The organism is Streptomyces coelicoflavus (assembly GCF_003112555.1).
In the GTDB taxonomy this organism is placed as follows: domain Bacteria; phylum Actinomycetota; class Actinomycetes; order Streptomycetales; family Streptomycetaceae; genus Streptomyces; species Streptomyces coelicoflavus.
In genome coordinates, this window is sequence record NZ_BEWB01000011.1 from 143,065 (window position 1) to 168,638 (window position 25,574).

Consider the following 25,574-nt stretch of genomic DNA (forward strand, 5'->3'; position numbering starts at 1 on the left):
GGCGGGGCGGGAGCGCCGTATAGCCTTCCGCCATGACCACGTTGCCCCGCGGCACCGCCGCTCTCGGACACCGCGTTGTGCGACGCCGCCGCGCCGTCGCCGCCGTAGGCGCCGTGTCCGCCGGACTTCTCCTGCTGTCCGCCTGTGACGAGCCGACCCCGATCTCGACGATCACGGTCGGCAGCGACTCGGTGAGTTCCCAGGCCAGCTGCGGCGGCAAGGGCAAGACCCTGTCGGCCGACGAGATCACCGAGTGCCTGAAGGACAAGGACGCCAAGTCCATCAAGGTCGACCAGGACGAGACCGTGCGCTTCGGCGTGGACCCGGAGATCGCCGACCAGCACTGGACGATCCTGATGAACGGTCAGCAGCTGGTCGAGGACAGTGACAAGACCTACCGCACCGTGCCGGGCAGCGTTTTCTTCAACGAGCAGTACGGCGCCCAGGGCGACTCGACGAACGTCGCCGTCGCCGCGCGGGACGGCAAGGACGAGAGCCAGAACATCACCGGTGTGTGGGTCTTCGAGCTGAAGAAGGACTGACCGCCCACGTCCTCCGTGCACCTCCTCGTAGCCACCGCGGTCCCCGCCGAACGGGACGCGGTGGCCCGGGCGTTCCCGGCGCGGGGCGCGGAGGTGCGTCTTCCCGGGATCGTCCTGCACCGGCTGCCGGACGGCTGGGACCTGCTGGCCGCCGGGGTCGGCCCGGCCCGCGCCGCCGCCTCCACGGCCGCCGCCCTGACCGCCGCGGCCCTCGACGGCACGCCGTACGACCTGGTCGTCTCGACCGGCATCGGCGGCGGCTTCGTCCCCGAGGCGCCCGTCGGCTCACTCGTCGTCGCCGACGCGATCACCGCCGCCGATCTGGGCGCCGAGACCGCCGACGGTTTCCTCCCCGTCACCGAACTGGGCTTCGGCACCGTCACCCACCACCCGCCCGCCGGCCTCGTCGCCGCCGTCGCCGGCGCGACCGGTGCCCGCGCCGGCACCGTCCTGACCGGGTCCACCGTCACCGGCACCGCGGCCCGCGCCGGCCTGCTGCGCGAACGCCACCCGGGCGCGCTGGCCGAGGCGATGGAGGGCTTCGGCGTCGCCGAGGCCGCCGCCGCGCACGGCGTGCCGGTGCTGGAACTGCGCGCGGTCTCCAACCCGGTCGGCCCGCGCGACCGCGCCGCCTGGCGCATCGGCGAGGCGCTCGCGGCCCTGACTGACGCCGTCGGGAAGCTCGCACCCGTCCTGGAGAGTTGGAAACCGCATGAGCGTTGACACCCTGCACATCGCGTACTCCCCCTGCCCGAACGACACCTTCGTCTTCGACGCCCTCGCCCACGGCCGCGTCCCCGGCGCCCCCGCCCTCGACGTGACCTTCGCGGACATCGACGTCACCAACGGCATGGCCGAGCGCGGCGAGCTGGACGTGCTGAAGGTGTCCTACGCCGTACTGCCGTACGTCCTCGACGACTGGGCCCTGCTGCCCTGCGGCGGCGCGCTGGGCCGGGGCTGCGGCCCGCTGGTGCTGACCCGGGAGGCCGACGCCGACCTGCGGGGCCGCACGGTCGCGGTCCCCAGCGAGACCTCCACCGCCTACCTGCTCTTCCGCCTCTGGGCGGCGGACACGGTGCCCGGCGGAGTGGGCGAGATCGTCGTCATGCCCTTCCACGAGATCATGCCGGCCGTGCGGGACGGCAAGGTGGACGCGGGCCTGGTGATCCACGAGGCGCGCTTCACGTACCAGAACTACGGGCTGCACAAGCTCGCCGACATGGGCGAGCACTGGGAGCGAACCACAGGGCTGCCGATCCCGCTCGGCGCGATCATCGCGAAGCGCTCGCTGGGCGCACCGGCGCTGACCCGGCTCGCGGACGCCGTACGCGCTTCGGTCCGCGCGGCCTGGGACGACCCGGAGGCGTCCCGGCCGTACGTCATGGAGCACGCGCAGGAGATGGACCCGGCCGTCGCCGACCAGCACATCGGGCTGTACGTCAACGAATTCACCGCCGACCTGGGCGAGGACGGCTACGCGGCGATCCGGGGCCTGCTGACCCGCGCGGCGGCCGAGGGCCTCGTACCGGCCCTCGGCCCGGACGCGCTGGCGTTCCCCTGACCCAGGGGGCGGATCAGACGTCGAGCTGGTCCGCGACCGCGCGGAGCAGCCCGGCGATCTTCTTGCCGGCCGTCTTCTCGGGATAGCGGCCGCGCTCCAGCATCGGCGTGATGTTCTCCAGGAGCGTCGTCAGGTCCTGCACGATCGAGGCCAGCTCGTCCGGCTTCTTGCGCTGCGCGGCCGCGACCGAGGGGGCCGGGTCGAGGAGGGCGAGCGACAGGGCCTGGTCCCCGCGCTGTCCGGCGACGACACCGAACTCGACGCGCTGTCCGGGCTTCAGGCTCTCGACTCCGGCAGGGAGGACCGAGGAATGGACGAAGACGTCACCGCCGTCGTCACGGGAGAGAAAGCCGAAGCCCTTCTCGCTGTTGAACCACTTGACCTTGCCGGTAGGCACGTCTGTCCTCGTCCTCGTACTCGTCGGGAAAACTGCTCGGAAACATGCTCGGAAACGGCTCTTGATAGCACTTGGGCGGGTCGTCCTGACCCGCCGGTACCCAGGCTAATGGTGATCGGGCGGGTGACAAGACGTCCCCCGGCTGTTCTCCAGACCTGGGAACTACCCTGGTCGGGTGCGTGAACAAACCCAAACGAATTCCGCCGCGCCCGGTGACCGGTTGATCCGCGCCGGTGCGATCGTCTTCTTCGCCGGCGCCGTGGCCACTCTGGTCACGGTGGCCCCGCTGCTGCTGGGCACGACGCCCTTTCCCACCTACATGTTCGGGCTGAGCATGCTGATGGGAGTGGGCTTCCTGGTCGCCGGTGCCGGGGTGCTGCGGTCGATCGCCGCCGGGCGGCGTCAGGCGCGGGCCGCGTCGAGTGCCTCGGCGTCGCCCTCGCCGTCCCGGTAGGCCGCGAGCCACCGCGGGAAGTCCGTGAGGCCGGTGAGGACCACGTCCGCGCCGGCCGCGCGCAGCTCGTCGGCGTCGCACGGGCCGCTGGCCACGGCCACCGAGCGGGCCCCGGCGGCGCGGGCTCCGCGTACGTCGCCGACGTGGTCGCCGACGTAGACGTCCGCGTCGTGCTCGCGCAGGGCGACGGCCTTCTGCTCGGCCCACAGTCCGCCGATGACGGCGTCCGGCTCGATGCCGAGGTGGGCCAGGTGCAGCTTGGCGTTCGGCTCGTACTTGGCGGTGACGACGAGCGCCCGCCCGCCGGCCTCGCGCACGGCGGCCACCGCCTCGCGGGCGCCGGGCAGCGCGAGGGTCGGCTCGATCGCGTACGCCGGGTAGATCTCCCGGTACAGGTCGGCGACGGCGTCGATCTCCCCGGCGGGGAACCAGTGGGCCAGTTCCTCGGCCAGCGGGGGTCCGAGCCGGGTGACGGCCAGGTCGGCGTCGACGTACGTCCCCGTGCGCGCGCTCAGTTCGAGGTAGCAGGCGCGGATGCCGGGCCGTGAGTCGATCAGCGTCATGTCGAGATCGAAGCCGACGGTGGGCGCGGTGGGCGCGGGGCGCGTCGAGGAGGACATGGCTCCCATTGTGCCGGGCCGTCGGCGCGCCCCGTCGGCCGCGGTGGCGCTCCCGCTGGGGGCGGCCGGTCTCCGGGGCGGTCAGCGTCGGGGGGCGGCCGCGGGGCAGTCAGCGTCGGAGGGCAGCCGCAGGGCAGTCAGCGTCGGGGTGGCCAGCGCCAGGGGCGGCCAGCGCTGGGGGGGCAGCCGCAAGGCGGTCAGCCTGGGCGGCGGCCAGCGTGGGGCAGCCGCAAGGCGGTCAGCCTCGGAGGGGCAGCCGCAGGGCAGTCAGCCCCGGGCGGTCAGCCTCGGGGCGGCCAACGTTGGGGGCAGCCGCGGGCCAGTCAACGTCGTAGGAGCAGCCGCAGGGCAGTCAGCCCCGGGCGGTCAGCCTCGGGGTGGCCAGCCCTGGGGGCAACCGCGAGGCGGCCAGCGTGGGCGGCGGTCAGCCTGGGCAGCGGCCAGCGTGGGGGCAGCCGCGGGGCAGTCAGCGTCGGAGGAGCAGCCGCAGGGCAGTCAGCCCCGCGCGGTCAGCCTCAGGGCGGCCAGCCCTGGGGGGGGCAACCGCGAGGCGGTCAGCCTGGGCGGCGGTCAGCGTGGGAGGAGCAGCCTGGGGCAGCCGCGGGGCGGTCAGCCTCGGAGGCGGCGGGAGCGCCAGAGGAGGTAGAGGGCGGTGGCCACGGCGGCGCCGCGCAGGACCCAGGGCCAGGTGTCGGCGACGGCCTCGTTCAGGTGGCCCTCGGTGATCTCGTCGCCCCAGCGCTTCTGGGTGCGGCCCCACAGCCAGACGGCGCCCGCTGCGGCGACCGTGCCGGGCAGGCCCAGGACGGCCCACTTCGACTGGGCCGGGGTCAGCCGGCGGGAGAGGTAGGCGATCAGCCAGCCCAGGCCCAGGGGGACGAGGTTGCCGAGCACCGCGCCGGCGAGCAGGAGGGCCGCGGCGAGCAGGAGGAGGGGGTTGTTCCAGCCGCCCTCGGGCCACAGGCGGGGCAGGCGGCGGCCCTCCCGCTTCCCCGCGGGCACGGCGACGGGCTCCTCGGTCTCCTCCAGGGAGGCCTTCGGCCCGGTGGCGTCCCGCTTCTCCGCGTTCTCCACCTCGTCCGGCGCACCCGGCGGTTTCCGGAGCAGCTCCGGGATCTCGACGCCGCCGACGAACCCGGGGACGCTGTCGCCGAGGCCCGTACCGGCGAAGGGGCCGTCGTCGACCCGCCACCAGTCCGGCCGGCCCTCGCCCACGTCGCCCAGTTCCCGCGCGCTCGCCAGGTGGGGCGGGGAGGCGCCCGGACGGGCGGCCGGCGGTTCGGGTGCGGGGCGGCGCCGGCCCTTGCGCCGCTCGGCGTCGCGGGGCCCGGGGTCCCGCTGCTCGGGCACCGCCGTGGGGGCCGGTGCCTGGTCCCGTACGCCGCTGGTGCCGCCCGCCGCGGTGACGATGTCGTCGGGCTCGCCGAGCCGGTCCAGGATGCGGCGGACGGCGGCGGGACTGTCCACGGTGGTCTTCGCCCGGTGCCGGTCGATCTCGTTGCGCAGCTCCGACACCAGCCGCATGCGGGTGGCCGACGGCAGCTGCCGCTGCTGGGCCACGTCGCCGACACGGCTCAGATACTCGAAGACGACCTGGTCGCTCTCGATCCCCACGTTCCCCTCCGGGGCGGTGCGTTGCGGTATCCGTCGTACCCCGTCGGACGAAGGTACCGAATCCCGCGCGTCCGGCCGACGGCACCGCGCCCGCGCACACACACCTCCGCCGTCGCACCCACCCGCTAACGTGGGCAGGATGAGCACCGAGGAGAAGTCCGCGGCCCCCCGGTCCCTGGCGGAGGCGCTCCGCGTCAGGGAGGACGTCTCGCTGGCCGCCCTCCTGCGCAGCCGTCCCGACCTCATCACTCCCGTGCCGACCGACCTCACCCAGCTCGCCACCCGTGCCGGCACCCGTGCCTCGGTCGTGCGGGCGCTGGAGCGGCTGGACCGGTTCGCGCTCCAGACGGCCGAGGCGCTGGCCGTGGCGCCGGACCCGGCGTCGTACGGCGAGCTGCTCGCCCTGATGGGCGGCGACGAGGAGGATCCCGTCGTCGCGGCCGCGCTGCCCCGGGCCGCCGCCCTGCTGCGCGAGCAGGCGCTGGTGTGGGGTGCCGACGACCGGCTGCGGCTGGTGCGCACCGCCCGTGAGCTGCTCGCGCCGTCCCCGCAGCACCCGTCCCCGACGGGGCTCGGCCCGACCGTGCGGGAGGCGACGGCGGGGATGTCACCGGGCCGGATCCAGGAGATCCTCACGGCCGTCGGCCTGCCCTCGACCCACGACTCGGTCTCCGCCGTGTCCGCGCTCGGCGCCCTGTTCGCCGACCGGCGGCGGATGGCGGCGCTGCTCGCCGAGCTGCCCGGGGAGTCGCGGGAGGTGCTGGCCCGGCTGATGTGGGGGCCGCCGTACGGCCAGGTCACCCACGATCCCGCCGCGCACCTGCGGGCCCTCCTCGACCGGGGCCTGCTGCTGCCGACCGCGCCCGGCACGGTCGTGCTGCCCCGCGAGGTGGCCCTGCATCTGCGCGCGGGCCGGGCGCACCGTACGCCTGAGCCGGTGCCGCCGCCGGTGGAGGCGGCCGCGTCGCACCGTCCACAGGTTGTGGACGCCACCGCGGCCGGGCAGGCCCTGGCGGCGCTGGCGACCGTGGCGGAGCTGCTGAAGGAGTGGGACGAGGGCGGCCCGGCGGTGCTGCGGGCGGGCGGTCTGAGCGTGCGCGACCTGAAGCGGACCGCGGTCGCCCTGGACGTGCCGGAGCCGGTCGCCGCGTTCTGGGTCGAGCTGGCCTACGGCGCCGGGCTGATCGCCTCCGACGGCGAGGCCGACGAGCGGTACGCGGCGACCCCGGCGTACGACGAGTGGCGCGAGCTGCCGCCGGCCGAGCGCTGGGCGCACCTCGCGGCGGTGTGGCTGACGGCCACCCGGACGCCGGGCGTGGTCGGCGGGCGGGACGCGAAGGACCGCACGCTCTCGGCGCTGGGCCCGAACCTGGACCGTTCGGCGGCGCCGGAGGTGCGGCACCGGGTGCTGGCCCTGCTGGCGGGGCTGCCCGAGGGGGCGTCGCCCGCCGAGGAGTCGGTGCTGGCCCGGCTGCGCTGGGAGCGCCCCCTGCGCGGCCCGCGGGGGGAGCAGCGTGAGGCGGGGAGCACGCGGGACGAGGATCTGCGCGGCCGGATCGCCCGGTGGACGCTGTCCGAGGCCGAGCTGCTGGGCGTCACCGGGCGCGGTGCGCTGGCGGCGCCGGGGCGGGCCCTGATCGGCGCCCCCGAGGCGCCCCGTCCGGCGGCGGAGGCGCAGGAGTCGGAGCCCGAGGGTCCGGGCGACAAGCTCCCCGTCCACCACCACCGCATGCCGCCGGTGGCCGCTCCCCCGACCGCCGCCGAACGGGCCGCCGCCACCGCGGCCGCCGCCCGGCTGCTGGCGCCGCTCTTCCCCGAGCCGCTGGACCACGTGCTGCTCCAGGCCGACCTGACGGCGGTGGCGCCGGGGCCGCTGGAGCGCGGCCTTGCCGACGTGCTGGGGGTGCTCGCGGACGTGGAGTCCAAGGGCGGGGCGACGGTCTACCGGTTCACGCCGGGCTCGGTGCGCCGTGCGCTGGACGCCGGGCAGAGCGCCGCCGACCTGCACACGTTCCTCGCCCGGCACTCCCGTACGCCGGTGCCGCAGCCCCTGACGTACCTGATCGACGACGTGGCCCGGCGGCACGGGCGGCTGCGGGTGGGCGCGGCCTCGGCGTACGTGCGCTGCGACGACGACGCGACGCTGGACGAGATCCTCGCCGACAAGCGGGCCGCCGGGCTGGGCCTGCGCCGGCTGGCGCCCACCGTGCTGGCGGCGCAGGCCGACCCGGCGGCGCTCCTGGAGGGGCTGCGCGCGATCGGGTTCGCGCCGGCCGCCGAGTCCGCCGCCGGTGACGTGCTGATCGCCCGCGCGGACTCGCACCGCACCCCGCCGCGGGCGGCGCCCGAGCCGGTCCCGGACGGTCCCCCGGCCCCCGACGACACGCTCCTGTCGGCGGCGGTCCGGGCCGTGCGGGCCGGTGACCTGGCCGCCACGACTCCGCGCAAGCCGGGCCCCGGCGGGGAGGGCGGCGGCGAGGACGCGGCGCCGGACGGCGCGCTGCCGCGCACGGGCGCCGCGGAGACGCTGGCCACGATGCAGGCGGCGGTCCTGACCGGCGAGGCGCTGTGGATCGGCTACGTGAACGCCGAGGGCGCCGCCAGCCAGCGCGTGATCGCGCCGATCCGGGTCGAGGGCGGCTTCGTCACGGCGTACGACCACACGGCGGACGAGGTGCGCACCTATCCGCTGCACCGGATCACGGGCGTGGCCGAGCTGGCCGACGACGAGGGCTGAGCGAGCGTCGCGGGCGGTGCCGCTCTTTCGGGTGTACGGCGTGATCCATGCACGCCACGCCGGGTGATTCGCACCTGAGAGGGAGCTTTTTTCATAAACCGCATCGAGCCGCCGGGGCTCGGGCAGCCACCGGGTGTCCTGCACCGAAGCGAAAGGAAGAGCCCGATGCGCACTGCAGTTCGCCGTCTCGCCACCGTCCTGGCCTCCACCGCGACGCTGGTCGCCGCGTTCACCGCCGAGGCCGCCGCGGTCGGCATCGACCTCGGCGGGGGCCTCACCCTCTGACCCGACCCCTTCCGCGACCTCGCGGCGGGCCGGGTCCAGGTCCCCCGGCCCGGCCCGCCGTCCTCCCCGGCACCACCTCTGAGAGGCCCCCCATGCGCGACAGGACCGACGACCCCCTCTGCTCCAGCACCCACCCCACCGCCCGGTCCACCGCCCGGTCCGCCGTCGCCGTCTCCGTGGCCGCGCTGATCACCGCGGCGGCGCTGCTCGGCGCGCTCGCCCCGAAGGCCGCCGCGCTGGAGGGGCCGCTCATCAACGACATCAGCATCGCTCTCCAGTAGGCCCGGCCCCGCGATCAGGCACACTTGACGTTTGGCCGAGCCGTCGTCCGGCCGTACGCACGCGAGAGGGTGCCGCCCGTGAATGGTCCGCTGATCGTCCAGTCCGACAAGACCCTGCTCCTGGAAGTCGACCACGAGCAGGCCGCCGACTGCCGTCGGGCCATCGCGCCCTTCGCCGAACTGGAGCGGGCGCCGGAGCACATCCACACCTACCGGGTGACGCCGCTGGGCCTGTGGAACGCGCGGGCGGCGGGCCACGACGCCGAGCAGGTCGTGGACGCGCTCGTCGAGTACAGCCGTTACCCGGTGCCGCACGCGCTGCTCGTCGACATCGCCGAGACGATGGACCGCTACGGCCGCCTCACCCTCTCCAAGCACCCCGCGCACGGCCTGGTCCTGACGACCACCGACCGGCCGGTCCTGGAGGAGGTCCTGAAGTCGAAGCGGATCGCGCCGCTGGTCGGCACCCGCATCGACGCCGACACGGTGGCCGTGCACCCCTCCGAGCGCGGGCAGATCAAGCAGACGCTGCTGAAGCTGGGCTGGCCGGCCGAGGACCTCGCCGGGTACGTCGACGGCGAGGCGCACCCGATCGACCTGGCCGAGGACGGCTGGGCGCTGCGCCCGTACCAGAAGCAGGCGGTGGAGAACTTCTGGCACGGCGGCAGCGGTGTCGTCGTGCTCCCCTGCGGCGCGGGCAAGACGCTGGTCGGCGCGGGCGCGATGGCGCAGGCCAGGTCGACGACGCTGATCCTGGTCACCAACACCGTCTCCGCCCGGCAGTGGAAGCACGAGCTGGTCAAGCGCACCTCGCTGACCGAGGACGAGATCGGCGAGTACAGCGGCACCCGCAAGGAGATCCGGCCGGTCACCATCGCCACGTACCAGGTGCTGACGACCCGCCGGAAGGGCGTCTACCCGCACCTGGAGCTGTTCGACTCCCGGGACTGGGGGCTGATCGTCTACGACGAGGTGCACCTGCTGCCCGCGCCGGTCTTCAAGTTCACCGCCGACCTCCAGGCCCGGCGACGCCTCGGCCTGACCGCGACCCTGGTCCGCGAGGACGGCCGCGAGTCGGACGTGTTCTCGCTGATCGGGCCGAAGCGGTTCGACGCGCCGTGGAAGGAGATCGAGGCGCAGGGCTACATCGCGCCCGCCGACTGCGTGGAGGTCCGGGTCAACCTCACCGACTCGGAGCGGCTCGCGTACGCCACCGCCGAGACGGAGGAGAAGTACCGCTTCTGCGCGACGACCGACACCAAGCGGAAGGTGACGGAGGCCATCGTGCGGCGGTTCGCCGGGCAGCAGATCCTCGTCATCGGCCAGTACATCGACCAGCTGGACGAGCTGGGCGAGCACCTGGGCGCGCCGGTCATCAAGGGCGAGACGTCCAACGCCCAGCGGGAGAAGCTCTTCGAGTCCTTCCGGCAGGGCGAGATCAGTGTCCTCGTCGTGTCGAAGGTCGCGAACTTCTCGATCGATCTGCCGGAGGCGACGGTCGCCATCCAGGTGTCGGGCACGTTCGGCTCGCGGCAGGAGGAGGCCCAGCGTCTGGGCCGGGTGCTGCGGCCGAAGGCCGACGGACACCAGGCGCACTTCTACTCGGTCGTCGCCCGCGACACCCTCGACCAGGACTTCGCCGCCCACCGTCAGCGCTTCCTGGCGGAACAGGGCTACGCCTACCGGATCATGGACGCGGACGACGTCCTGGCGGAGGGAAGCTGAGCCGACCGGTGCCGGTCGTCATCCGGCAGGGAGCGTGAACACCAGCAGCAGTACGCACAGCGGCGGCAGCACCGAGACGGTCGCCAGCAGGGCGCGCGGCACCGACCAGCGCTGCGTCCTCGGGAGCAGCCAGGCGGTGCACCAGGTGACGAAGGTGACGAGCCCGCCGGGGACCAGGAGGACCATGACCAGGGTGAGCGTGGTCGTCAGCGCCTTCGAGCAGTCGTCGGGCCCGCAGCTGTCGGTGGCCATCGGCGACAGCATGCCGAAGAGCAGCGCCGGCGGGACCAGGAGCACCAGGGCCAGCGTGGCGGCCGTCGGCGCCACCCAGGCACGCCGGTCCCGGTCGGTCGGGGCGGGCAGGGGCCGCGTCGTCGTGTAGGGCTGTGGGGTCATGCGGCCAGCCAAGCCGCGCGGCCGGCCGCCGCGCACCGGCGCGGGTACTCAACCGGTGCGGACCGGCTACTCAGACCGGGCGCCGGGCGGACGACGGCCGGGCGGCGGCGCGGGGGTCACCGGCGGCGGACGCCTGCCTCCTCGCCGTACTCGCCGAGGATGACCACGTCGAAGGCGGCGCCCGCGAACACCCGCACGGCGCGCACCGCGTCGCCGAGCCGGTGCCGGTGGCTGCCGGCCACGGGCGTGGCACCGGACGCGCGGCCCGGTGCCGGGGCGGGGGAGATGGTTGCTGCGCTCATGTCTCCATGGTGCGACTGCGCACCCCCGCCCGGCATCGGTCTTCGGACCCAATCCCCGCCCGCTCCGCTACGACCGTGGAGGGAGCGCGTCCCCCAGCGCGGATGACCCGATCCCCTAGGGGTCGCACACCGGGCGGAGAAAAACGGTTGGCCCGCACCTCCCCCGCTCCCCTAGAATCTCCGCTCTTGCCCGCCTCCCCACGGAGTGCCCGCCCGTCTCCCACCGCCACCCTCAACCGAGGCCCTAACGGGCCGCAGTGATTTTTCCGTCCGGACGGAAACCGGTCGGTCCGTCGCGCGCCGACAGCGCGCCCACCACACCGCAGGTCATCCGGAGGCACCCCCTTGTCCACGCCCGTCCACGACGACCCCCTCTCCAGGGAACGCTCCCACCTGGCCGCGTCCCGTTCCGCGCTGCGCGCCATGCGCGAGGACGTCGAGTCCCTCGACATCACCGACGTGACCGCGAACTGGGTCAACGCCGCGGTGCTGGAGGCGCAGATCGAGCAGCGCATCAAGGCGCTCGCCGACCTCAGCGAGACCCCGCTCTTCTTCGGCCGCCTCGACTACCTGCACGCCCCGGGGGCCGAACAGGCCGAGGGCGGCGAAGGGGAACGCTTCTACGTCGGGCGGCGGCACGTGCACGACGCGGACGGCGACCCGATGGTGATCGACTGGCGGGCGCCGGTCTCGCAGCCGTTCTACCGGGCGTCGAAGAAGGACCCGCAGGACGTCTCGCTGCGCCGCCGCTTCGGCTACACCGCCGGGGACCTGACCGCGTACGAGGACGAGCACCTCCTCGACCCGGCCGAGGCGGCGACCACCAGCAGGCTGCTCCAGGAGGAGATCGAGCGGCCCCGCGTCGGACCGATGCGGGACATCGTGGCGACCATCCAGCCCGAGCAGGACGAGATCGTGCGCGCCGGCCTGGCCGGCTCGGTCTGCGTGCAGGGCGGTCCCGGTACCGGGAAGACCGCCGTCGGCCTGCACCGGGTCGCCTACCTGCTGTACGCGCACCGAGAGCGCCTGGCCCGCACCGGCACGCTGGTCATCGGCCCGAACCGGTCCTTCCTGCACTACATCGAGCAGGTCCTCCCGGCCCTCGGCGAGCTGACGGTGCGCCAGGCGACCGTCGACGACCTGGTGGCCCACGTCGAGGTGCGCGGCACGGACGAGGCGGCGACGGCGGTGATCAAGGGCGACGCGCGGATGGCGGAGGTGCTGCGCCGGGCCCTCTACTCCCACGTGGTCCCGCCCACCGAGGGCGTCGTCGTGGTGCGCGGCTCGCGCCGCTGGCGGGTGCCGGTGTACGAGCTGGAGGAGATCGTCCGCGAGCTGCTCGCCCGCGACATCCGCTACGGCGCCGCCCGCGAGGCGCTGCCGCAGCGGATCGCGCACGCCGTGCTGGTGCAGATGGAGCGGGCGGGCGAGGCGCCGGACGACCGGGTGCAGAACGCGGTGGCGCGCAACGCGGCCGTGAAGGCGCTGGTGAAGTCGGTCTGGCCGCAGGTCGACCCGGCCAGGCTGGTCCTGCGTCTGCTCGCCGACGCGGACTTCCTCGCCGAGCACGCCGAGGGGATCCTGACCGGGGACGAGCAGAAGGCGGTGCTGTGGGTGAAGCCGGCCCGCTCGGTGAAGTCCGCCAAGTGGTCGCCCGCCGACGCCGTACTGATCGACGAGGCCACCGACCTCGTCGAGCGCACCCACTCCCTCGGGCACGTGGTCCTCGACGAGGCGCAGGACCTGTCCCCGATGCAGTACCGCGCGGTGGGCCGGCGCTGCACCACCGGCTCGGCGACCGTCCTCGGCGACCTGGCGCAGGGCACCACGCCGTGGGCGACCCGGAGCTGGGCGGAGGCACTGGGGCACCTGGGCAAGGGCGAGGCGGTGGTCGAGGAGCTGACGGCCGGTTTCCGTGTGCCGACGGACGTCATCGCCTACGCGTCCCGGCTGCTGCCGCACATCGCGCCGGGGCTGACGCCGGTCGCGTCGATCCGCGAGAACCCGGGCTTCTTCGACATCCGTACGGCCGCCGACGCGGGCACGGCCGACGTGCTGTCCGCCTGCCGTGAGCTGCTGGAACGGGAGGGCTCCGTCGGCCTGATCGCCGCCGACGCGCGGGTGCCGGAGCTGGCGGCGGCCCTGGCGGCGGCCGGGATCGGCCACGTCGGCCCCGGCGAGGAGACCACGCACGCCACCCGGCTGACCCTGGTACCGGCCTCGCTGGCCAAGGGCCTGGAGTACGACTACGTGGTCCTGGACGAGCCGCGGGCCGTGGTCGACGGCGAGCCGGACGAACGGACGGGGCTGCGCCGCCTGTACGTGGCGCTGACCCGAGCGGTGTCGGGACTGATCGTGACCCACGGCACGGGGTTGCCGCCGCAGCTGGCCTGACCACTCCAGCTGCGTTCAGTCGTGCGCCGAGGTACGGGAGGACGCCGGCCGGCGCTGGCCGGGTGCCTCCCCCACTCTCGGCTTCACTCGAGCGGGAGGTGCCCCCACCGCCCACCCGTGCCGCCCTGGGGGCACCTCCCAGGCCGTTCAGGCACTGGGGGAGGCACGACTGCCCGCAGCTGGAGGGGGCGGCTACGCGCCCAACACTCGCCGCCACTCCGCAACCGCGTCCGCCGACACCGGCCCGTCCCACCCCGCGGGCCGCGCCGCCCCGCCGATGTGGAACCCGTCGATCCCCGCGTCCAGCAGCCCCGGCACGTGGTCGAGCCGCAGTCCGCCGCCCACCAGCAGCTGCTGCTCGTACCCCGGCTCACCGCGCCGCCGCGCCTCCGCGAGCAGCACGCTCAGGCCCTCGTCGACGCCCCCGGCCGCGCCCGCCGTCAGATACGTGTCGAGGCCGGGGAAGTCCGCGAGCTGCTTGCGCAGCGCGTCCCGGTCCGCGGCCCGGTCGATCGCGCGGTGGAACGTCCACCGGCACCCGTCCAGCACCTTGGCGATCTGCTCCACCGCCCCGAGGTCCACGTCGCCCTCCGCGTCCAGGAACCCCAGCACGAACTGCGTGGCCCCGGCCTCCCGCAGCTCACCGGCGACGCGTGCCAGCCGCTCGACGTCACCGGCGGCGAAGCCGTCCGCGAGCCGCAGCATCACCCGTACGTCGATGTCGACGGCGGCGCGGATCGTGGCGACGGTCGAGGCCGACGGGGTGAGTCCGTCGGCCGCCATGTCGGTGACCAGTTCGAGGCGATCCGCGCCTCCGGCCTGGGCGGCGACCGCGTCCTCGGCGTCGAGGGCGATCACCTCCAGGACTGCACGCTTGCTCATGGGACCCCATTCGTCGGCCTGCTACAGGTCTAGTCCAATCCAAGACTACGCGCCCGACGGCGGGCCCGGGGCCCCGCGTCGCCGCTCAGCCGCCGAAGATGTTCAGCTCCTTCGCCTCCACCCCGGCCAGCTCGTAGCCCGCCGCTCCGTCCAGCGGGCGGCCCGCGTAGAGCCGTACGAGGGTGGGGCCGTCGCCGATGTAGCGGCCCGGCGGCCGCTCGCCGCCGGCCTCGCCCAGCTTCAGGGGCTCGTCGAGTTCGTCCAGGTCGGCGTGGAGCGGCACGTGACCGCGCGCCCGGGTGATCGCGCCGAGCAGCGCGAGTGCCTCCGGCAGCCCGCGCCCCGTGTACGCCCCGGGCTCGCCGAAGGCGACCCGTACGTCACCGGCGTGCACCCTCCCCCACTGCCTCAAAGGCGTGGGGGGACCCCCATGCCCAGGGCGACGGCGTCCAGCCTGCCGTCCGACCGGGCGATCACCGCGCCCGCCTCGGTCATGCCGCGTTCCAGTTCGTCGACGACGCGGGCGTGGCTCCAGTCGGCGCGTTCGGCGATGTCCCGGTCATTGGACTCGGGCGAGAAGACGCCCTTCTCGAAGCGCCGCTCCACCACCCGGATCAGGGCGCTGGAGCAGTGCGCCAGCACGTCGCGCACGGTCCAGCCCGGACACGCGGCCACCGGCAGCGCGAAGTCCGCGTCCGGGCGGGAGCGCAGCAGGGGCACCAGTGCGTCGCGTTCGAGGGTCAGCAGCCGGCCGGGCAGTTCGGGGTCGCGTGCGTCGTGCTGGTCTGCGGGAGTCGTCATGGACTCCACGTTAGGGGCCCAGCAGGTCCTTCAGTTCGGCGTCGAAGAGAAGGGCCGGGTCGAAGCCCATGCCGGTGTACTGGCCGGCGAGTTCCAGGGAGAGGACGCCGTGCAGCCGGGACCAGAAGGACAGGGCGCGGTGGAGCACCGGGGAGGGTGCCGGGTCGTCGCCCGCCCACTGCCGGTGGTCCTCGAGGTGCGCGTCGAACGCGTCGGCGGTGCCGTCCGAGGGCGATGCGGACGGCAGCGCGGCACAGGCGCCGACGATGACCGCCATGGTCTCGGCGGCGATCTCGGTGACGTCGTCGGGCGCCCGGTAGCCGGGGACGGGGGTGCCGAAGATGAGGAGGTAGCGCTGCGGGTCGTCCAGGGCCCAGGCGCGCAGGGCGTGCGCGAGACCGGCCAGGCCGGCACCGGCGTCGGCGGCCGCCCGGAGGGTGTCGGCCTGGCTGCGGTAGGCGTCCCGGATGAGTTCCGTGATCAGCTCGTCGCGCCCGTCGAAGTAGCGGTAGAGCGCGGGCCCGCTCATGCCCATCCGCTTGGCGATCGCGTTGAGGGAGAGCGCGGAGGCGCCCGCCGTGGCGATCTGCTCCCAGGCGTGTTCCTTGATCTCCGCGCGCACCTGGGTGCGGTACCGCTCGCGCGGGGTGCTGGTACGCGCCTCGGGCATGGTCCGTCCGCCGCCTCTCGGCTCTCGTCCGGCCCGACCGGCCGGAATTCCCACAGGGCGGTTAGAAGCTATCACGAACATTATCTGGGAGAATGCGTCCATGCCCGCCCGAACCGGTCCCGCCGAGTCCGCCGACCTCGACGCCCTGCGCTCCCGCTTCGCCCGCGCCCTGGCGGGGGCCACCGCTCCCGGTGCCGCGCCCGGCACGCGAGCCGCCGCCGTCCCCGACCCCGCGCCGTACGCCGACAACCTCCTCGCCCGCTGGCAGGAGCCCCAGCGGCGCTATCACACCCTCGCGCACCTCACCGCGGTCCTGGATCACATCGACGTCCTCGCGGAGCACGCCGACGACGTGGACGCCGTACGCCTCGCCGCCTGGTTCCACGACGCCGTCTACCTGCCCGAGCGGTCGGAGAACGAGGAGCGCTCGGCCCGGCTCGCCGAGCGGGCGCTGCCCGAGGCCGGGGTCCCGGCGGAGCGGACCGCCGAGGTGGCGCGGCTGGTCCGGCTCACCGAAACCCACGCCCCGGCCGCCGACGACCGCGACGGGCAGGTGCTGTGCGACGCGGACCTGGCGGTCCTCGCCTCGCCGCCGTCGGCGTACGCGGCGTACACGGCGGCCGTCCGCGAGGAGTACCACTTCGTCCCGAACGACGCCTTCCGCGCGGGCCGGGCCGCGATCCTGCGCCAACTCCTCGGCCTGCCCGGTCTGTTCCACACCCCGCACGGACGGCGGGAGTGGGAGGCCACCGCCCGCCACAACCTCACCGGCGAGCTGGAAATGCTGTCGCTCCCGGACACCCCCGGCCCCTAGCCTGCCCCGCATGCGAACACTGGGCGGGGAACAGGTGGAAGAGGCCGTCGCGGGCGCCGTGGCGCTGCTGCGGACGGCGACGGACCGGGACTGGCGCGCGACCCGGGCCGGACGGCTCGACTGGGACTGCCGGTACACGGCGGAGCACGTCGCGAGCGACCTCATCGCCTACGCCGGGCAGCTCGCCGGACGCGCCACCGAGGCGTACGTGCCGTTCGAGATCACCCTCGACGAGGGCACCGGCAACGAGGACGTGCTCCAGGTGATCGAGACGACCGGCGCGCTGCTCGCCGCCGCCGTCCGCACCACCCCGCGCGAGGTCCGGGCCTTCCACCCGTACCCCTTCCGCGGCGCGGACCGCGAGGGCTTCGCCGCGATGGGGATCACCGAGGTGCTCCTGCACACGCACGACATCGCCGAAGGCCTCGGGCTGAGCTACGAACCGCCCGCCGAGCGGTGCGCGGACCTCCTCGCCCGGCTCTTCCCGCACGTGAGGCCCGACGCCGACCCCTGGCGCACCCTGCTGTGGGCCACCGGGCGCGGCGACCTGCCCGGACGGGCCCCCGTCACCGAGTGGCGCTGGCGCAACAACCTGGTGGTCCCGGCCGAGCGGCTCACCCTCCAGGGCCTCACGCCCGCCGCCGCCACCGACCTCGCCGCGGGCGGCGACGGCGGCTTCGCGTGGATCGACGGCGGGCCCTACCAGGGCACCCGGGACGCCGCCGGAATGCTGGTGAAGGCCTACGAGACGGGGGTCCACCGCCCGGTGTGGGGGGTCTTCGTCCTGGTCCGGCGCGAGGACGGGCGCGCGGTCGGCGGCATCGGCTTCCACGGGGTGCCGGACGAGAAGGGCCGGGTGGAAATCGGCTACGACCTCGCCGAGGCGGCCCGGGGCAACGGCTACGCGACCGAGGGACTGCGGGCGCTGACCGAGTGGGCGCTGGGCCGGGAGGCGGTGACCTCCGTGCGCGCGACGACCGAGCCGGAGAACACCGCGTCGCAGGCCGTCATCGCCCGCGCCGGGTTCGTCCGGATCACCGGGGACGGCGCGGAGGACGGCGACGGCGGCGAGGGCGGCGGGCAGTTCGTCTACGAGCTGCGCCGCTGAGCATCCGGGGCGGCGGAGCGGGACGCGCCCTTGCGGCGGCGCAGTCCCGCCCCGTGCAGCAGCCGCACCACCTCGCGGCTGCTGACCTCCAGCGCGCCGGCGGACACGGCGTCGGCGTACCGCCGGGCGGGCAGGTCGTAGTGGTCGCGTTCGAAGGCGCGGCGCGGCACGCCCAGGGCCTCGGCGAAGGCGTGCAGTTCGGCGTAGGAGACGTCGCTGACCAGGTGCGACCAGAGGCGGCCGTGGCCCGGCCAGGTCGGCGGGTCGATGTAGACGGTCACCGCAGGGTCCTCACGACGCGGCACCGCCGGAGGCCGCGCCCAGCGAGCCGACCGCCGCGACCTTCACGCCGGCCTTGCCGCACACCCAGTGCGGGTCGGGTCCCAGCTCGGGCTCGACGTCCAGCGCGTGCGGGTCGCCGGAGCCGCACACCGGGCACAGCGGCCAGCGGCCGTACCGCTCCAGCAGGGCGTCCTGCACGTCCTGCGCGACCAGCCCGGCCACGAACTCCACGCCCTCCGGCCACTGCTCGACCCACCAGCGCCGCTGCACGACGGACTCCTCGACCAGCGACACGACGTCCGGTTCGGCGACCTCGCCCGCCACCAGGTCGGCGAGCACGAGGGCGCGGGCGGCGTGCAGCGCCTGCTCCAGGGGGCTGATGGGGTTCATGCACCCATTGTGCGCACTCTTGACCCGCGGACCGAAACGAAAATATCTTTCATGAGTGACCGATGAAGTGAAGGAAACTTTCGCCAGTGCCTCCGGGGGCCGCCGGGCCACCGGTGGCGGGAGCGCACCGCCCGCGCCCGCCGCGCTCGCGGCCAAGGTCCGCACCCTGGCGCCGTCGATGACGCGGTCCATGCAGCGGGTCGCCGAGGCCGTCGCGGGCGACCCGGCCGGCTGCGCGGCCCTCACGGTCACCGGCCTGGCCGAGCTGACCGGCACCAGCGAGGCGACCGTCGTGCGCACCGCCCGGCTGCTCGGCTACCCCGGCTACCGCGACCTGCGCCTCGCGCTCGCCGGGCTCGCCGCCCAGCAGCAGTCCGGCCGCGCGCCCGCCATCACCACCGACATCGCGGTCGACGACCCGATCGCCGACGTGGTCGCCAAGCTGGCCTACGACGAGCAGCAGACCCTCGCGGACACGGCCGCCGGTCTCGACACCGTCCAGCTCGGCGCGGCCGTCGCCGCCCTGGCCGCCGCCCGCCGCACCGACGTGTACGGCATCGGCGCCTCCAACCTGGTCGCCCAGGACCTCACCCAGAAGATGCTGCGCATAGGGCTCATAGCCCACGCGCCGGGCGATCCGCACCTCGCCGTCACCAACGCGGTGCAACTGCGCGCCGGGGACGTGGCGCTGGCGATCACGCACTCCGGCTCGACGGGGGACGTCATCGAACCGCTGCGGGTGGCCTTCGAACGCGGCGCGACCACCATCGCCATCACCGGCCGCCCCGACGGTCCCGTCACCCAGTACGCCGACCACGTGCTGACCACGTCCACCGCGCGGGAGAGCGAGCTGCGGCCGGCGGCGATGTCGTCGCGGACCAGTCAGCTGCTGGTGGTGGACTGCCTGTTCGTGGGGGTGGCGCAGCGGACGTACGAGGCGACCGCGCCGGCTCTGGCGGCGTCCTACGAGGCGTTGGCGCATCGGCACGGGGCGCTCCGCGGGGGCGCGGGGGACCGTAGGGCTTGAGCTTTGTGAGTGGCTGCGGGCCGCGTGTGGCTGGTCGCGCAGTTCCCCGCGCCCCTAGGTATCTACAGACACCGGAAGTTGAAAAGAGCCGCATCTCCATGACATCCACCCCCCATCACCCCGATCTGCGTTCGCAGTTGGAGACGTTGGCCACCGAGGCGTTCCGGCCGGAGCTGGCCGAGATCGATCAGTTGCCCACCCTCGACATCGCGCGGCTGATGAACGGCGAGGACGCCGCCGTGCCCGCCGCCGTCGGTGAGCGGCTGCCCGAGATCGCCGCCGCGATCGACGCCGTGGCCGCCCGGATGGCGCGCGGCGGGCGGCTGGTCTACGCGGGCGCCGGTACGGCCGGCCGGCTCGGCGTGCTGGACGCCTCGGAGTGCCCGCCCACCTTCAACACCGGCCCCGGGCAGGTCGTCGGCCTGATCGCGGGCGGCCCGGACGCGATGGTCACCTCCGTCGAGGGCGCCGAGGACTCCCCGGAGATGGCCCGCGCCGACCTGGACGCCCTCGCGCTCACCGCCGAGGACACGGTGGTCGGCGTCTCCGCCTCCGGTCGCACCCCGTACGCCGTCGGCGCCGTCGAGCACGCCCGCTCGCTCGGCGCCCTGACCGTCGGCCTCGCCTGCAACCGGGGCAGCGCCCTGGCCGCCGCCGCGGAGCACGGCATCGAGGTGGTGACCGGGCCCGAGCTGCTCACAGGATCGACGCGGCTGAAGGCGGGCACGGCGCAGAAGCTGGTCCTGAACATGCTGTCGACGATCACCATGATCCGGCTCGGGAAGACGTACGGGAACCTGATGGTGGACGTGCGCGCCTCCAACGAGAAGCTGCGGGCCCGCTCGCGCCGTATCGTCGCGCTCGCCACCGGTGCCGCCGACGACGAGATCGAGCGCGCCCTGACGGCGACCGACGGCGAGGTGAAGCACGCGATCCTGGTCCTGCTGGCCGACGTGGACGGCCCGACGGCCGCCCGCCTCCTGACCGAGTCCGGCGGCCATCTGCGGGCGGCGCTGACGGCGGCACACGGCTGACCGCCCCGTCCGTCCCGTCCGGCCGGATGCCCGGGGCCGTCGGCGCCGTGTGCGATTCTGAAGGACATGAACCACGCCCAGCTGACCGCCCTGGGCCGCGCCCTGCGTCTCCTCGGTGAGCACGGCGAGGCCCTGACCGCCGACACGCCGGAGACCAAGCTGCACGAGGTCCGCGCGGACCTGAAGCGCGCGCTGGACCAGCTGGAGGAGAGCGTCACGACGACGGCCCCCAGCACCCGCTGCCCCGAGCACCCGAACGGCCCGGTCGACAAGGCCGCCCCCGACCTGTGCCTGCTGTGCGAGACCCGCCGCCGCACCGCCCGCCGCGCCGAGTACGGCGGCGGACCGCCGGCGTCCCGGCCCGCCGAGCCGGTCCAGTCCCGCTACGGCGTCCGGGGCGACCGCCCGCAGCCCCAGCAGCGCTGGCTGCCCGAGCTGTGGAACGGCCAGACGTGGCAGCTGTGCGGCACCCCGCGCCGCGACCGCCGCGAGGCCGAGCTGTACATCGCGGCCCAACTGCGCGGCCCGCACGCCGCGATGGCCTACCGGCTCGTCCACGAGTTCACCGACTACGAGGTGCTGCGGGTGTGGGGCACGCCGGTACGCGTGGACACCGAGCCGATGGGCGGGCTGTGACGTGGTGAGACGCAACGACCAGCGCCGTGCGGCCCTCGTCGACGCGGCGATCGAGGTGCTGGCCGAGCAGGGCGCCCGGGGGCTGACCTTCCGGGCGGTGGACACGGAGGCGGCCGTCCCGCCCGGCACCGCGTCCAACTACTTCACCAACCGCGACGACCTGCTCACCCAGGCGGGCGCCCGGGTCTACGAGCGGCTGCACCCCGGCGAGGCCGCCCTGGCGCGCCAGCGCACGGCCCCCCGCGACCGCGACACCTACGTGCGGCTGATGCGCGAACTGGTCGACCGGGTCGCCGGGTTCCGCACCGGCTACCTCGCCCTGCTCGAACTGCGCCTGGAGGCCACCCGGCGCCCGGAGCTGCGCGCGGTGCTGACCGAACGCGTCCGCGAGGACGTCGCCGCCAACGTCGCCCACCACGAGGCGTCCGGCCTCCCCGGCGACGCCATGGCCGTCAAGCTGCTCATGCTCGCCCTGAACTGGCTGATCGTCGAACGGCTCACGCTGCCGGACGTGTTCACCGAGGAGGAGCGGGACCAGCTGGTGACGGCGGCGGTCGAACGCATCGTCGCGCCGGACGGACCGGCCCGGGACTGATCCCGCCGCCGGGTCAGATCTGGTTCTCGCCGCCGTCGACGTACCAGTTGGCGCCGAGGACGAAGCTGCTCTGGTCCGAGGCGAGGAAGGCCACCACGGCGGCGACCTCCTCGGGTCGCCCCATCCGGCCGATGGCGGTTTCCCCGGCGAGCTTCGTGTGGACGGTGGGCGCGTTCGACTCGCCGAAGAGGTTGGTGATCCCGGGGGTGTCGACCGGGCCGGGTGAGATCGCGTTGACCCGCACGCCCCGGCCCTTGAGCTCGTTCGCCCAGCCCCGCGCGAAGGTCCGGACGGCGGCCTTGGAGGCGGCGTACAGGCTGAACGCCTCCGCGCCGTTGTCGGCGGCGGTGGAGGCGTTGAGGATCACCGAGGCGCCGTCGTTGAGCAGCGGCAGCGCCTTCTGCACAGTGAAGAGGGTGCCCCGCACGTTGACGCCGAAGATCTCCTCGTACCGCTCCGCGGTGATCTCCTCCAGCGGCACGAGCGAGGCGGTCGCCGCGTTGGCGAAGACCACGTCGAGCCCCCGGCCGCGGGCGCGGACCGCGTCGTAGAGCCGGTCCAGGTCGGCCGGGTCCGAGACGTCACCGGCCACCGCCGTGACCCGCTCCGCACCGATGATCTCCACGGCCGCGTCCAGCGCGGTCTTGCGCCGCCCGGTGATGAACACGTGCGCGCCCTCGTCCGCCAGCCGCACCGCACTGGCCAGGCCGATCCCCGTGCCGCCGCCGGTGACGACGGCCGTCCTGCCTTCGAGCTGTCCCATGGTCAAAGACCTCCACAGATTCGGTACCGTTCGGTACTGAAATCGACCGTAGCACATCCGTACCGATCGATACGGAAGGAGTAGACTGAGGCTATGGAGACGCGACAGAAGGGGTCGATCGGCCGGCCGAGGGGATTCGACGCCGACGAGGCTCTGGAGAAGGCCATGCGGGTCTTCTGGGAGCAGGGCTACGAGGGCGCCAGCCTCACCGACCTGACCGGCGCCATGGGCATCACCCGCACCAGCATGTACGCGGCCTTCGGCAACAAGGAGGACCTGTTCCGCAAGGCGCTCGAGCGCTACGAGGAGGGCCCCGCCTCCTACGTCGCCCGCGCCCTGCGGGAACCGACCGCCCGCGAGGTGGCGACCGCGTTCCTGAGGGGTGCCGTCCAGGTCAGCACCCGCCCCGACTGCCCGTCCGGCTGTCTGGGCGTCCAGGGCTCACTCGCCGCCGGCGAGACCGGACGCTCCGCCCGTGATCTGCTCGCCGACTGGCGCGAAGGGGGCGTCGGCCAACTCCGCGACCGGTTCCGGCAGGCCGTCGACGACGGCGACCTGCCGCCCGGCACGGACCCCCTGCACATCGCCCGGTATCTCATGACCTTCGCCAACGGCATCTCCGTACAGGCCACCGGCGGCGCCACCCGGGAGGACCTCCAGCGGGTGGCCGACACGGCCCTGCGCACCTGGCCGCCCGCGTGATCCGTCAGGCGCCGACCGGGCCGGCCGCCGCCAGGGCCTCCGCCACCGCCTGCCGCAGCGAACGGCCGGTGATCCGGCGGTTCTCCCCGCCGGCCAGGTGTGCCGCGGCACGGCCCACCCAGTCCGGATCGCCGAGGAGCTGAAGCCTTCCCTCATCGGTGAGCTGCCGCAGCAGGGCCTCGAGCCGGAGCACGTCGACCGCCCGGTAGGGGCGCTCGTGCTGGTCGAAGCGCAGTTGGTGGTCCTCGTAGGGGTGGCGCAGCGTCATGTGCAACCAGCCGCCGTCACGCGAGGCGACCATGCCCCTCAGCGTGTACAGGCCCCTGGTGTTCGTGTTCCAGGGGTTCTTGCCCCAGGTGATCCTGATGCCGTTCATGATCCTGGACCACGGCACCAACCGCCCCTCGGAGCCCGGCTCGTGCTGGTGCAGCCCTTCCGGGCGGAACTCCACCCAGTGGGCGCCGGCCTGCGTGGCGTCCCCGACCCGCCAGCGGCCGTCGGTCGGTTCCAGCGGTCCCAGAGACGCACGGTCCTCCCCCATGCGGTCATTGAACCACGCGGACGGCGACGCCCTCAGGGGTGCGCACTCTCGCGGTTCGTCCCGCGCGGCCGCGCCCTCAGCAGTCTCCTTCCGGGCCGACGCCCGGACCGCGTTCGTCGAGGGTCTCAGCCGCGGCCGCGTCTCAGGCCGAGGTGGACGGTGACCGCGGTCAGCCCGGCCACGCCGTACGCCAGCCACCAGCCCCCGGCCCGGTAGTCGGCCGCCGCCCCTTCCTCCTGCGCCTTCCTCTGCTGCTCGTACGTCCGCGTACCCGCCGAGCGGCTGTCGGTGAAGTCGTACAGGTCGCACGTCTCCCCCGGCTTCATGGGCCCCGAGCGCTCCGCGTCCCCGTACTCCTGGATGATGCCGTCGCACCGGGGCGTGCCGCCGGCGGTCGCCGCCTCGGTGAGGAAGTACCCGCCGACGACGACCGGGACGGCGAACAGGCCCAGCAGGAGTCCTCGGAAGCTCACGCCTCCGGGTCCACCAGCGGCAGCGGCGCGAACTCCTGGCCCTCCCAGAGGCGTCGGGAGGTCTCGTTCGGATACGGCGCCACGGCCGACTCGGCGTCGAAGACCCGCACGAGGCGCTGTCGCGTGTCGTACGCGGGCCAGCCCGGGTCGCCGGTGCGGGCGAAGGCCGTCCAGGCGGCGCGGAAGCCGGACGACAGGGCCAGCGCCTCCGCGGACGGCTCCGCGCCGCCGAACTGGAGCAGTGCCAGGTCCGCCTGGAAGGTCCCGAAGAGGAGCGGGATGTCCAGGGCGTGGCAGGCACCCAGGGCTCCGTCGAAGGCGGGGGCGGGCCAGGTGAGTTCGTAGACGTGGGACCGGCCGCCGCCCGCGAGGTGGGCCTCGGCCAGGTGCAGCGACGGCATCGCGAACAGCCAGTCGGTCTGGACGCGTTCGTAGAGGTCGTTGGCCGACGCGTCCGGGAACGCGGCGCGGTAGGCGGCCTCGCCGCCCGGGGCGTACAGGCGCAGGGCGGCGCTCGCGCGGTCCTCGCCGATCTCGCCGAGCTTGCCCGCCATGGCGGTGAACAGGCGGTTCTCGTCGCGGTTGTGACCGGCGATCAGCTCGACGTCGCGGGCCGCGCCGGCGGCGAGCGCCTGCCAGGGCGTGACCGGCAGGAACTCGCCGTCCACGACGGGCGCGTACGGGGTGACCGTGGGCGCCGCCCGGCCCCAGCGGGGGACGTTGCCCGGCATCTTCGGGGCGAGGGCCTGGCCCGCCTTGACGAGCTGGTCCGGAGTGAGGTCCGCGAGGTCTTCGACGGTCGGGCGCAGGCCCAGCTCGGCGGCGAGGGCGGCCCCGAAGTCGGCGGCGAGTTCCGGGGAGAAGAAGGTGCCCGGCACGCTCTGGGCGACGGCCCGCCGGAAGAGTCCGGCCGCGCGGGGCATGGCGAGCAGGGCCGCCACGGAACCGGCGCCGGCCGACTCGCCGAAGACGGTGACCTGGCCGGGGTCACCGCCGAAGGCGGCGATGTTCTCCTGCACCCAGACCAGCGCCGCGATCTGGTCGAGCAGGCCCCGGTTGGCGGGGGCGCCCTCGATGTGGGCGAATCCCTCCATGCCGAGGCGGTAGTTGAGGGTGACGACGACGAGGTCGCCGTCGGCGGCGATACGGCGGGCGTCGTAGGCGGGGCTGCCGGAGTGGCCCATCTTGTAGGCGCCGCCGTGGATCCAGACCATCACCGGGCGGTGGGCGGCCGGGTCGGGGGCGGGCGTCCAGACGTTGACCGTCAGCCAGTCGTCGGCCCCGGGGACGTCCGAGGGGCCGGCGGCGCCCGCGACGCCGAGGTCCTGCGGGGGCGGCGGGCCGAAGGCGTGTGCGTCGCGTATGCCGTCCCAGGGGCGGGGGCGGCGCGGGGCGGCGAAGCGGGCGTCCCCCACCGGGGGCTGGGCGAAGGGGATGCCGCGGAAGACGGTCAGGCCGTCCTCGGTCCGGCCGCGCACCGCGCCGGAGGAGGTGCGCACCACGGGTTCCACTGACTCGGCAGGTCCAGGGATCGTCATCCTCCGGACC

28 protein-coding genes and 1 pseudogene are annotated in these 25,574 nt (G+C 74.5%); 15 read left to right on the forward strand and 14 right to left on the reverse strand.

The features are described from left to right. Positions 1 to 32: 32 nt before the first annotated feature. The 3 genes from Sco07f_RS26490 to Sco07f_RS26500 are packed head-to-tail and all read left to right on the forward strand — an operon-like array spanning position 33 to position 2,103. Positions 33 to 542: a hypothetical protein gene (locus Sco07f_RS26490; RefSeq protein ID WP_007450887.1), complete on the forward strand. Its 510-nt coding sequence runs from the start codon at positions 33 to 35 to the stop codon at positions 540 to 542. A gap of 15 nt (positions 543 to 557) precedes the next feature. Next, on the forward strand, positions 558 to 1,265 hold the full coding sequence (locus tag Sco07f_RS26495; protein WP_108989397.1) for a futalosine hydrolase: 708 nt from the start codon (positions 558 to 560) through the stop codon (positions 1,263 to 1,265). Next, a complete protein-coding gene (locus Sco07f_RS26500) occupies positions 1,255 to 2,103 on the forward strand; it encodes a 1,4-dihydroxy-6-naphtoate synthase (protein WP_108989398.1) in 849 nt (282 codons plus the stop codon). The genes Sco07f_RS26495 and Sco07f_RS26500 overlap by 11 nt, the downstream gene beginning before the upstream one ends. A gap of 13 nt (positions 2,104 to 2,116) precedes the next feature. On the opposite strand, the gene Sco07f_RS41135 is transcribed toward Sco07f_RS26500, so the two are convergent. Beyond that, positions 2,117 to 2,500, reverse strand: a complete 384-nt coding sequence (locus tag Sco07f_RS41135) for a cold-shock protein (RefSeq protein WP_003974650.1) — start codon at positions 2,498 to 2,500, stop codon at positions 2,117 to 2,119. A gap of 175 nt (positions 2,501 to 2,675) precedes the next feature. Here Sco07f_RS41135 and Sco07f_RS26510 point away from each other — a divergent pair, with 175 nt between their 5' ends. Then, a complete protein-coding gene (locus Sco07f_RS26510; RefSeq protein WP_007450700.1) occupies positions 2,676 to 2,954 on the forward strand; it encodes a hypothetical protein in 279 nt (92 codons plus the stop codon). Here Sco07f_RS26510 and Sco07f_RS26515 read toward each other — a convergent pair. Then, positions 2,903 to 3,574 (reverse strand): HAD family hydrolase, encoded by a 672-nt coding sequence (locus Sco07f_RS26515; protein WP_108989399.1) that lies wholly within the window; start codon positions 3,572 to 3,574, stop codon positions 2,903 to 2,905. The genes Sco07f_RS26510 and Sco07f_RS26515 overlap by 52 nt on opposite strands. Positions 3,575 to 4,183: 609 nt before the next feature. Further along, positions 4,184 to 5,188 (reverse strand): hypothetical protein, encoded by a 1,005-nt coding sequence (locus Sco07f_RS26520; RefSeq protein WP_087790517.1) that lies wholly within the window; start codon positions 5,186 to 5,188, stop codon positions 4,184 to 4,186. Between the two features lie 139 nt (positions 5,189 to 5,327). Here Sco07f_RS26520 and Sco07f_RS26525 point away from each other — a divergent pair, with 139 nt between their 5' ends. The 3 genes from Sco07f_RS26525 (at position 5,328) to Sco07f_RS26540 (ending at position 10,216) form a co-directional block, all read left to right on the forward strand. Continuing rightward, on the forward strand, positions 5,328 to 7,925 hold the full coding sequence (locus Sco07f_RS26525; protein WP_108989400.1) for a helicase C-terminal domain-containing protein: 2,598 nt from the start codon (positions 5,328 to 5,330) through the stop codon (positions 7,923 to 7,925). Positions 7,926 to 8,302: 377 nt separating this feature from the next. Then, positions 8,303 to 8,491 carry a hypothetical protein gene (locus Sco07f_RS26535; RefSeq protein WP_108989401.1) on the forward strand — a complete coding sequence of 63 codons (189 nt, stop codon included), beginning with the start codon at positions 8,303 to 8,305 and terminating at the stop codon, positions 8,489 to 8,491. Between the two features lie 78 nt (positions 8,492 to 8,569). Next, entirely contained in the window at positions 8,570 to 10,216 is a 1,647-nt protein-coding gene (locus Sco07f_RS26540) for a DNA repair helicase XPB (RefSeq protein WP_007450742.1), read from the forward strand. Between the two features lie 18 nt (positions 10,217 to 10,234). On the opposite strand, the gene Sco07f_RS26545 is transcribed toward Sco07f_RS26540, so the two are convergent. Beyond that, positions 10,235 to 10,612: a hypothetical protein gene (locus tag Sco07f_RS26545; RefSeq protein WP_108989402.1), complete on the reverse strand. Its 378-nt coding sequence runs from the start codon at positions 10,610 to 10,612 to the stop codon at positions 10,235 to 10,237. A gap of 116 nt (positions 10,613 to 10,728) precedes the next feature. Then, a complete protein-coding gene (locus Sco07f_RS26550) occupies positions 10,729 to 10,914 on the reverse strand; it encodes a hypothetical protein (RefSeq protein ID WP_007390268.1) in 186 nt (61 codons plus the stop codon). 345 nt (positions 10,915 to 11,259) lie between these two features. Between Sco07f_RS26550 and Sco07f_RS26555 the strand changes: the two genes are divergently transcribed. Continuing rightward, on the forward strand, positions 11,260 to 13,308 hold the full coding sequence (locus tag Sco07f_RS26555; protein WP_108989403.1) for a HelD family protein: 2,049 nt from the start codon (positions 11,260 to 11,262) through the stop codon (positions 13,306 to 13,308). A gap of 192 nt (positions 13,309 to 13,500) precedes the next feature. On the opposite strand, the gene Sco07f_RS26560 is transcribed toward Sco07f_RS26555, so the two are convergent. The 3 genes and pseudogenes from Sco07f_RS26560 to Sco07f_RS26570 form a co-directional block, all read right to left on the reverse strand. Beyond that, the gene (locus Sco07f_RS26560; protein WP_108989404.1) at positions 13,501 to 14,190 is read right to left on the reverse strand and encodes a copper homeostasis protein CutC; all 690 of its coding nucleotides are present in this window, start codon (positions 14,188 to 14,190) and stop codon (positions 13,501 to 13,503) included. Positions 14,191 to 14,275: 85 nt separating this feature from the next. After that, positions 14,276 to 14,991, reverse strand: a pseudogene (locus Sco07f_RS26565) (maleylpyruvate isomerase family mycothiol-dependent enzyme). Positions 14,992 to 15,001: 10 nt separating this feature from the next. Then, the gene (locus Sco07f_RS26570; RefSeq protein ID WP_007450755.1) at positions 15,002 to 15,661 is read right to left on the reverse strand and encodes a TetR/AcrR family transcriptional regulator; all 660 of its coding nucleotides are present in this window, start codon (positions 15,659 to 15,661) and stop codon (positions 15,002 to 15,004) included. Between the two features lie 100 nt (positions 15,662 to 15,761). Here Sco07f_RS26570 and Sco07f_RS26575 point away from each other — a divergent pair, with 100 nt between their 5' ends. Both Sco07f_RS26575 and Sco07f_RS26580 read left to right on the forward strand, forming a co-directional pair. Further along, positions 15,762 to 16,475, forward strand: coding sequence for an HD domain-containing protein (locus tag Sco07f_RS26575; RefSeq protein ID WP_007450761.1), 714 nt, complete (start codon positions 15,762 to 15,764; stop codon positions 16,473 to 16,475). Between the two features lie 10 nt (positions 16,476 to 16,485). Next, complete coding sequence (locus Sco07f_RS26580; protein ID WP_108989405.1) at positions 16,486 to 17,583, forward strand: GNAT family N-acetyltransferase; 1,098 nt, start codon at positions 16,486 to 16,488, stop codon at positions 17,581 to 17,583. On the opposite strand, the gene Sco07f_RS26585 is transcribed toward Sco07f_RS26580, so the two are convergent. After that, entirely contained in the window at positions 17,565 to 17,864 is a 300-nt protein-coding gene (locus Sco07f_RS26585) for a DUF4031 domain-containing protein (protein ID WP_087790508.1), read from the reverse strand. The genes Sco07f_RS26580 and Sco07f_RS26585 overlap by 19 nt on opposite strands. Positions 17,865 to 17,874: 10 nt before the next feature. Continuing rightward, complete coding sequence (locus Sco07f_RS26590; protein WP_007450759.1) at positions 17,875 to 18,255, reverse strand: DUF8819 family protein; 381 nt, start codon at positions 18,253 to 18,255, stop codon at positions 17,875 to 17,877. A 55-nt stretch (positions 18,256 to 18,310) separates the two neighbouring features. Here Sco07f_RS26590 and Sco07f_RS26595 point away from each other — a divergent pair, with 55 nt between their 5' ends. The 4 genes from Sco07f_RS26595 (at position 18,311) to Sco07f_RS26610 (ending at position 21,547) form a co-directional block, all read left to right on the forward strand. After that, positions 18,311 to 19,282 carry a MurR/RpiR family transcriptional regulator gene (locus Sco07f_RS26595; RefSeq protein WP_042826375.1) on the forward strand — a complete coding sequence of 324 codons (972 nt, stop codon included), beginning with the start codon at positions 18,311 to 18,313 and terminating at the stop codon, positions 19,280 to 19,282. Between the two features lie 98 nt (positions 19,283 to 19,380). Next, positions 19,381 to 20,316 carry an N-acetylmuramic acid 6-phosphate etherase gene (gene murQ, locus Sco07f_RS26600; protein WP_054103584.1) on the forward strand — a complete coding sequence of 312 codons (936 nt, stop codon included), beginning with the start codon at positions 19,381 to 19,383 and terminating at the stop codon, positions 20,314 to 20,316. 66 nt (positions 20,317 to 20,382) lie between these two features. Then, the gene (locus Sco07f_RS26605) at positions 20,383 to 20,952 is read left to right on the forward strand and encodes a hypothetical protein (RefSeq protein WP_108989406.1); all 570 of its coding nucleotides are present in this window, start codon (positions 20,383 to 20,385) and stop codon (positions 20,950 to 20,952) included. A 1-nt stretch (position 20,953) separates the two neighbouring features. Then, positions 20,954 to 21,547, forward strand: coding sequence for a TetR/AcrR family transcriptional regulator (locus tag Sco07f_RS26610; protein ID WP_108989407.1), 594 nt, complete (start codon positions 20,954 to 20,956; stop codon positions 21,545 to 21,547). 13 nt (positions 21,548 to 21,560) lie between these two features. On the opposite strand, the gene Sco07f_RS26615 is transcribed toward Sco07f_RS26610, so the two are convergent. Next, a complete protein-coding gene (locus Sco07f_RS26615) occupies positions 21,561 to 22,310 on the reverse strand; it encodes an SDR family NAD(P)-dependent oxidoreductase (RefSeq protein ID WP_007388709.1) in 750 nt (249 codons plus the stop codon). Positions 22,311 to 22,403: 93 nt separating this feature from the next. On the opposite strand from Sco07f_RS26615, the gene Sco07f_RS26620 reads away from it, so the two are divergent. Next, complete coding sequence (locus Sco07f_RS26620) at positions 22,404 to 23,012, forward strand: TetR/AcrR family transcriptional regulator (RefSeq protein ID WP_007388723.1); 609 nt, start codon at positions 22,404 to 22,406, stop codon at positions 23,010 to 23,012. A 4-nt stretch (positions 23,013 to 23,016) separates the two neighbouring features. Here the strand turns inward: Sco07f_RS26620 and Sco07f_RS26625 are convergent, their stop codons facing one another. From Sco07f_RS26625 to Sco07f_RS26635, 3 genes are all read right to left on the reverse strand, one after another. Beyond that, complete coding sequence (locus Sco07f_RS26625) at positions 23,017 to 23,553, reverse strand: hypothetical protein (protein WP_108989408.1); 537 nt, start codon at positions 23,551 to 23,553, stop codon at positions 23,017 to 23,019. Between the two features lie 125 nt (positions 23,554 to 23,678). Then, entirely contained in the window at positions 23,679 to 24,026 is a 348-nt protein-coding gene (locus Sco07f_RS26630; protein WP_087790501.1) for a hypothetical protein, read from the reverse strand. Beyond that, positions 24,023 to 25,564, reverse strand: a complete 1,542-nt coding sequence (locus Sco07f_RS26635; RefSeq protein WP_108989409.1) for a carboxylesterase/lipase family protein — start codon at positions 25,562 to 25,564, stop codon at positions 24,023 to 24,025. The genes Sco07f_RS26630 and Sco07f_RS26635 overlap by 4 nt, the downstream gene beginning before the upstream one ends. Between the last annotated feature and the right edge of the window lie 10 nt (positions 25,565 to 25,574).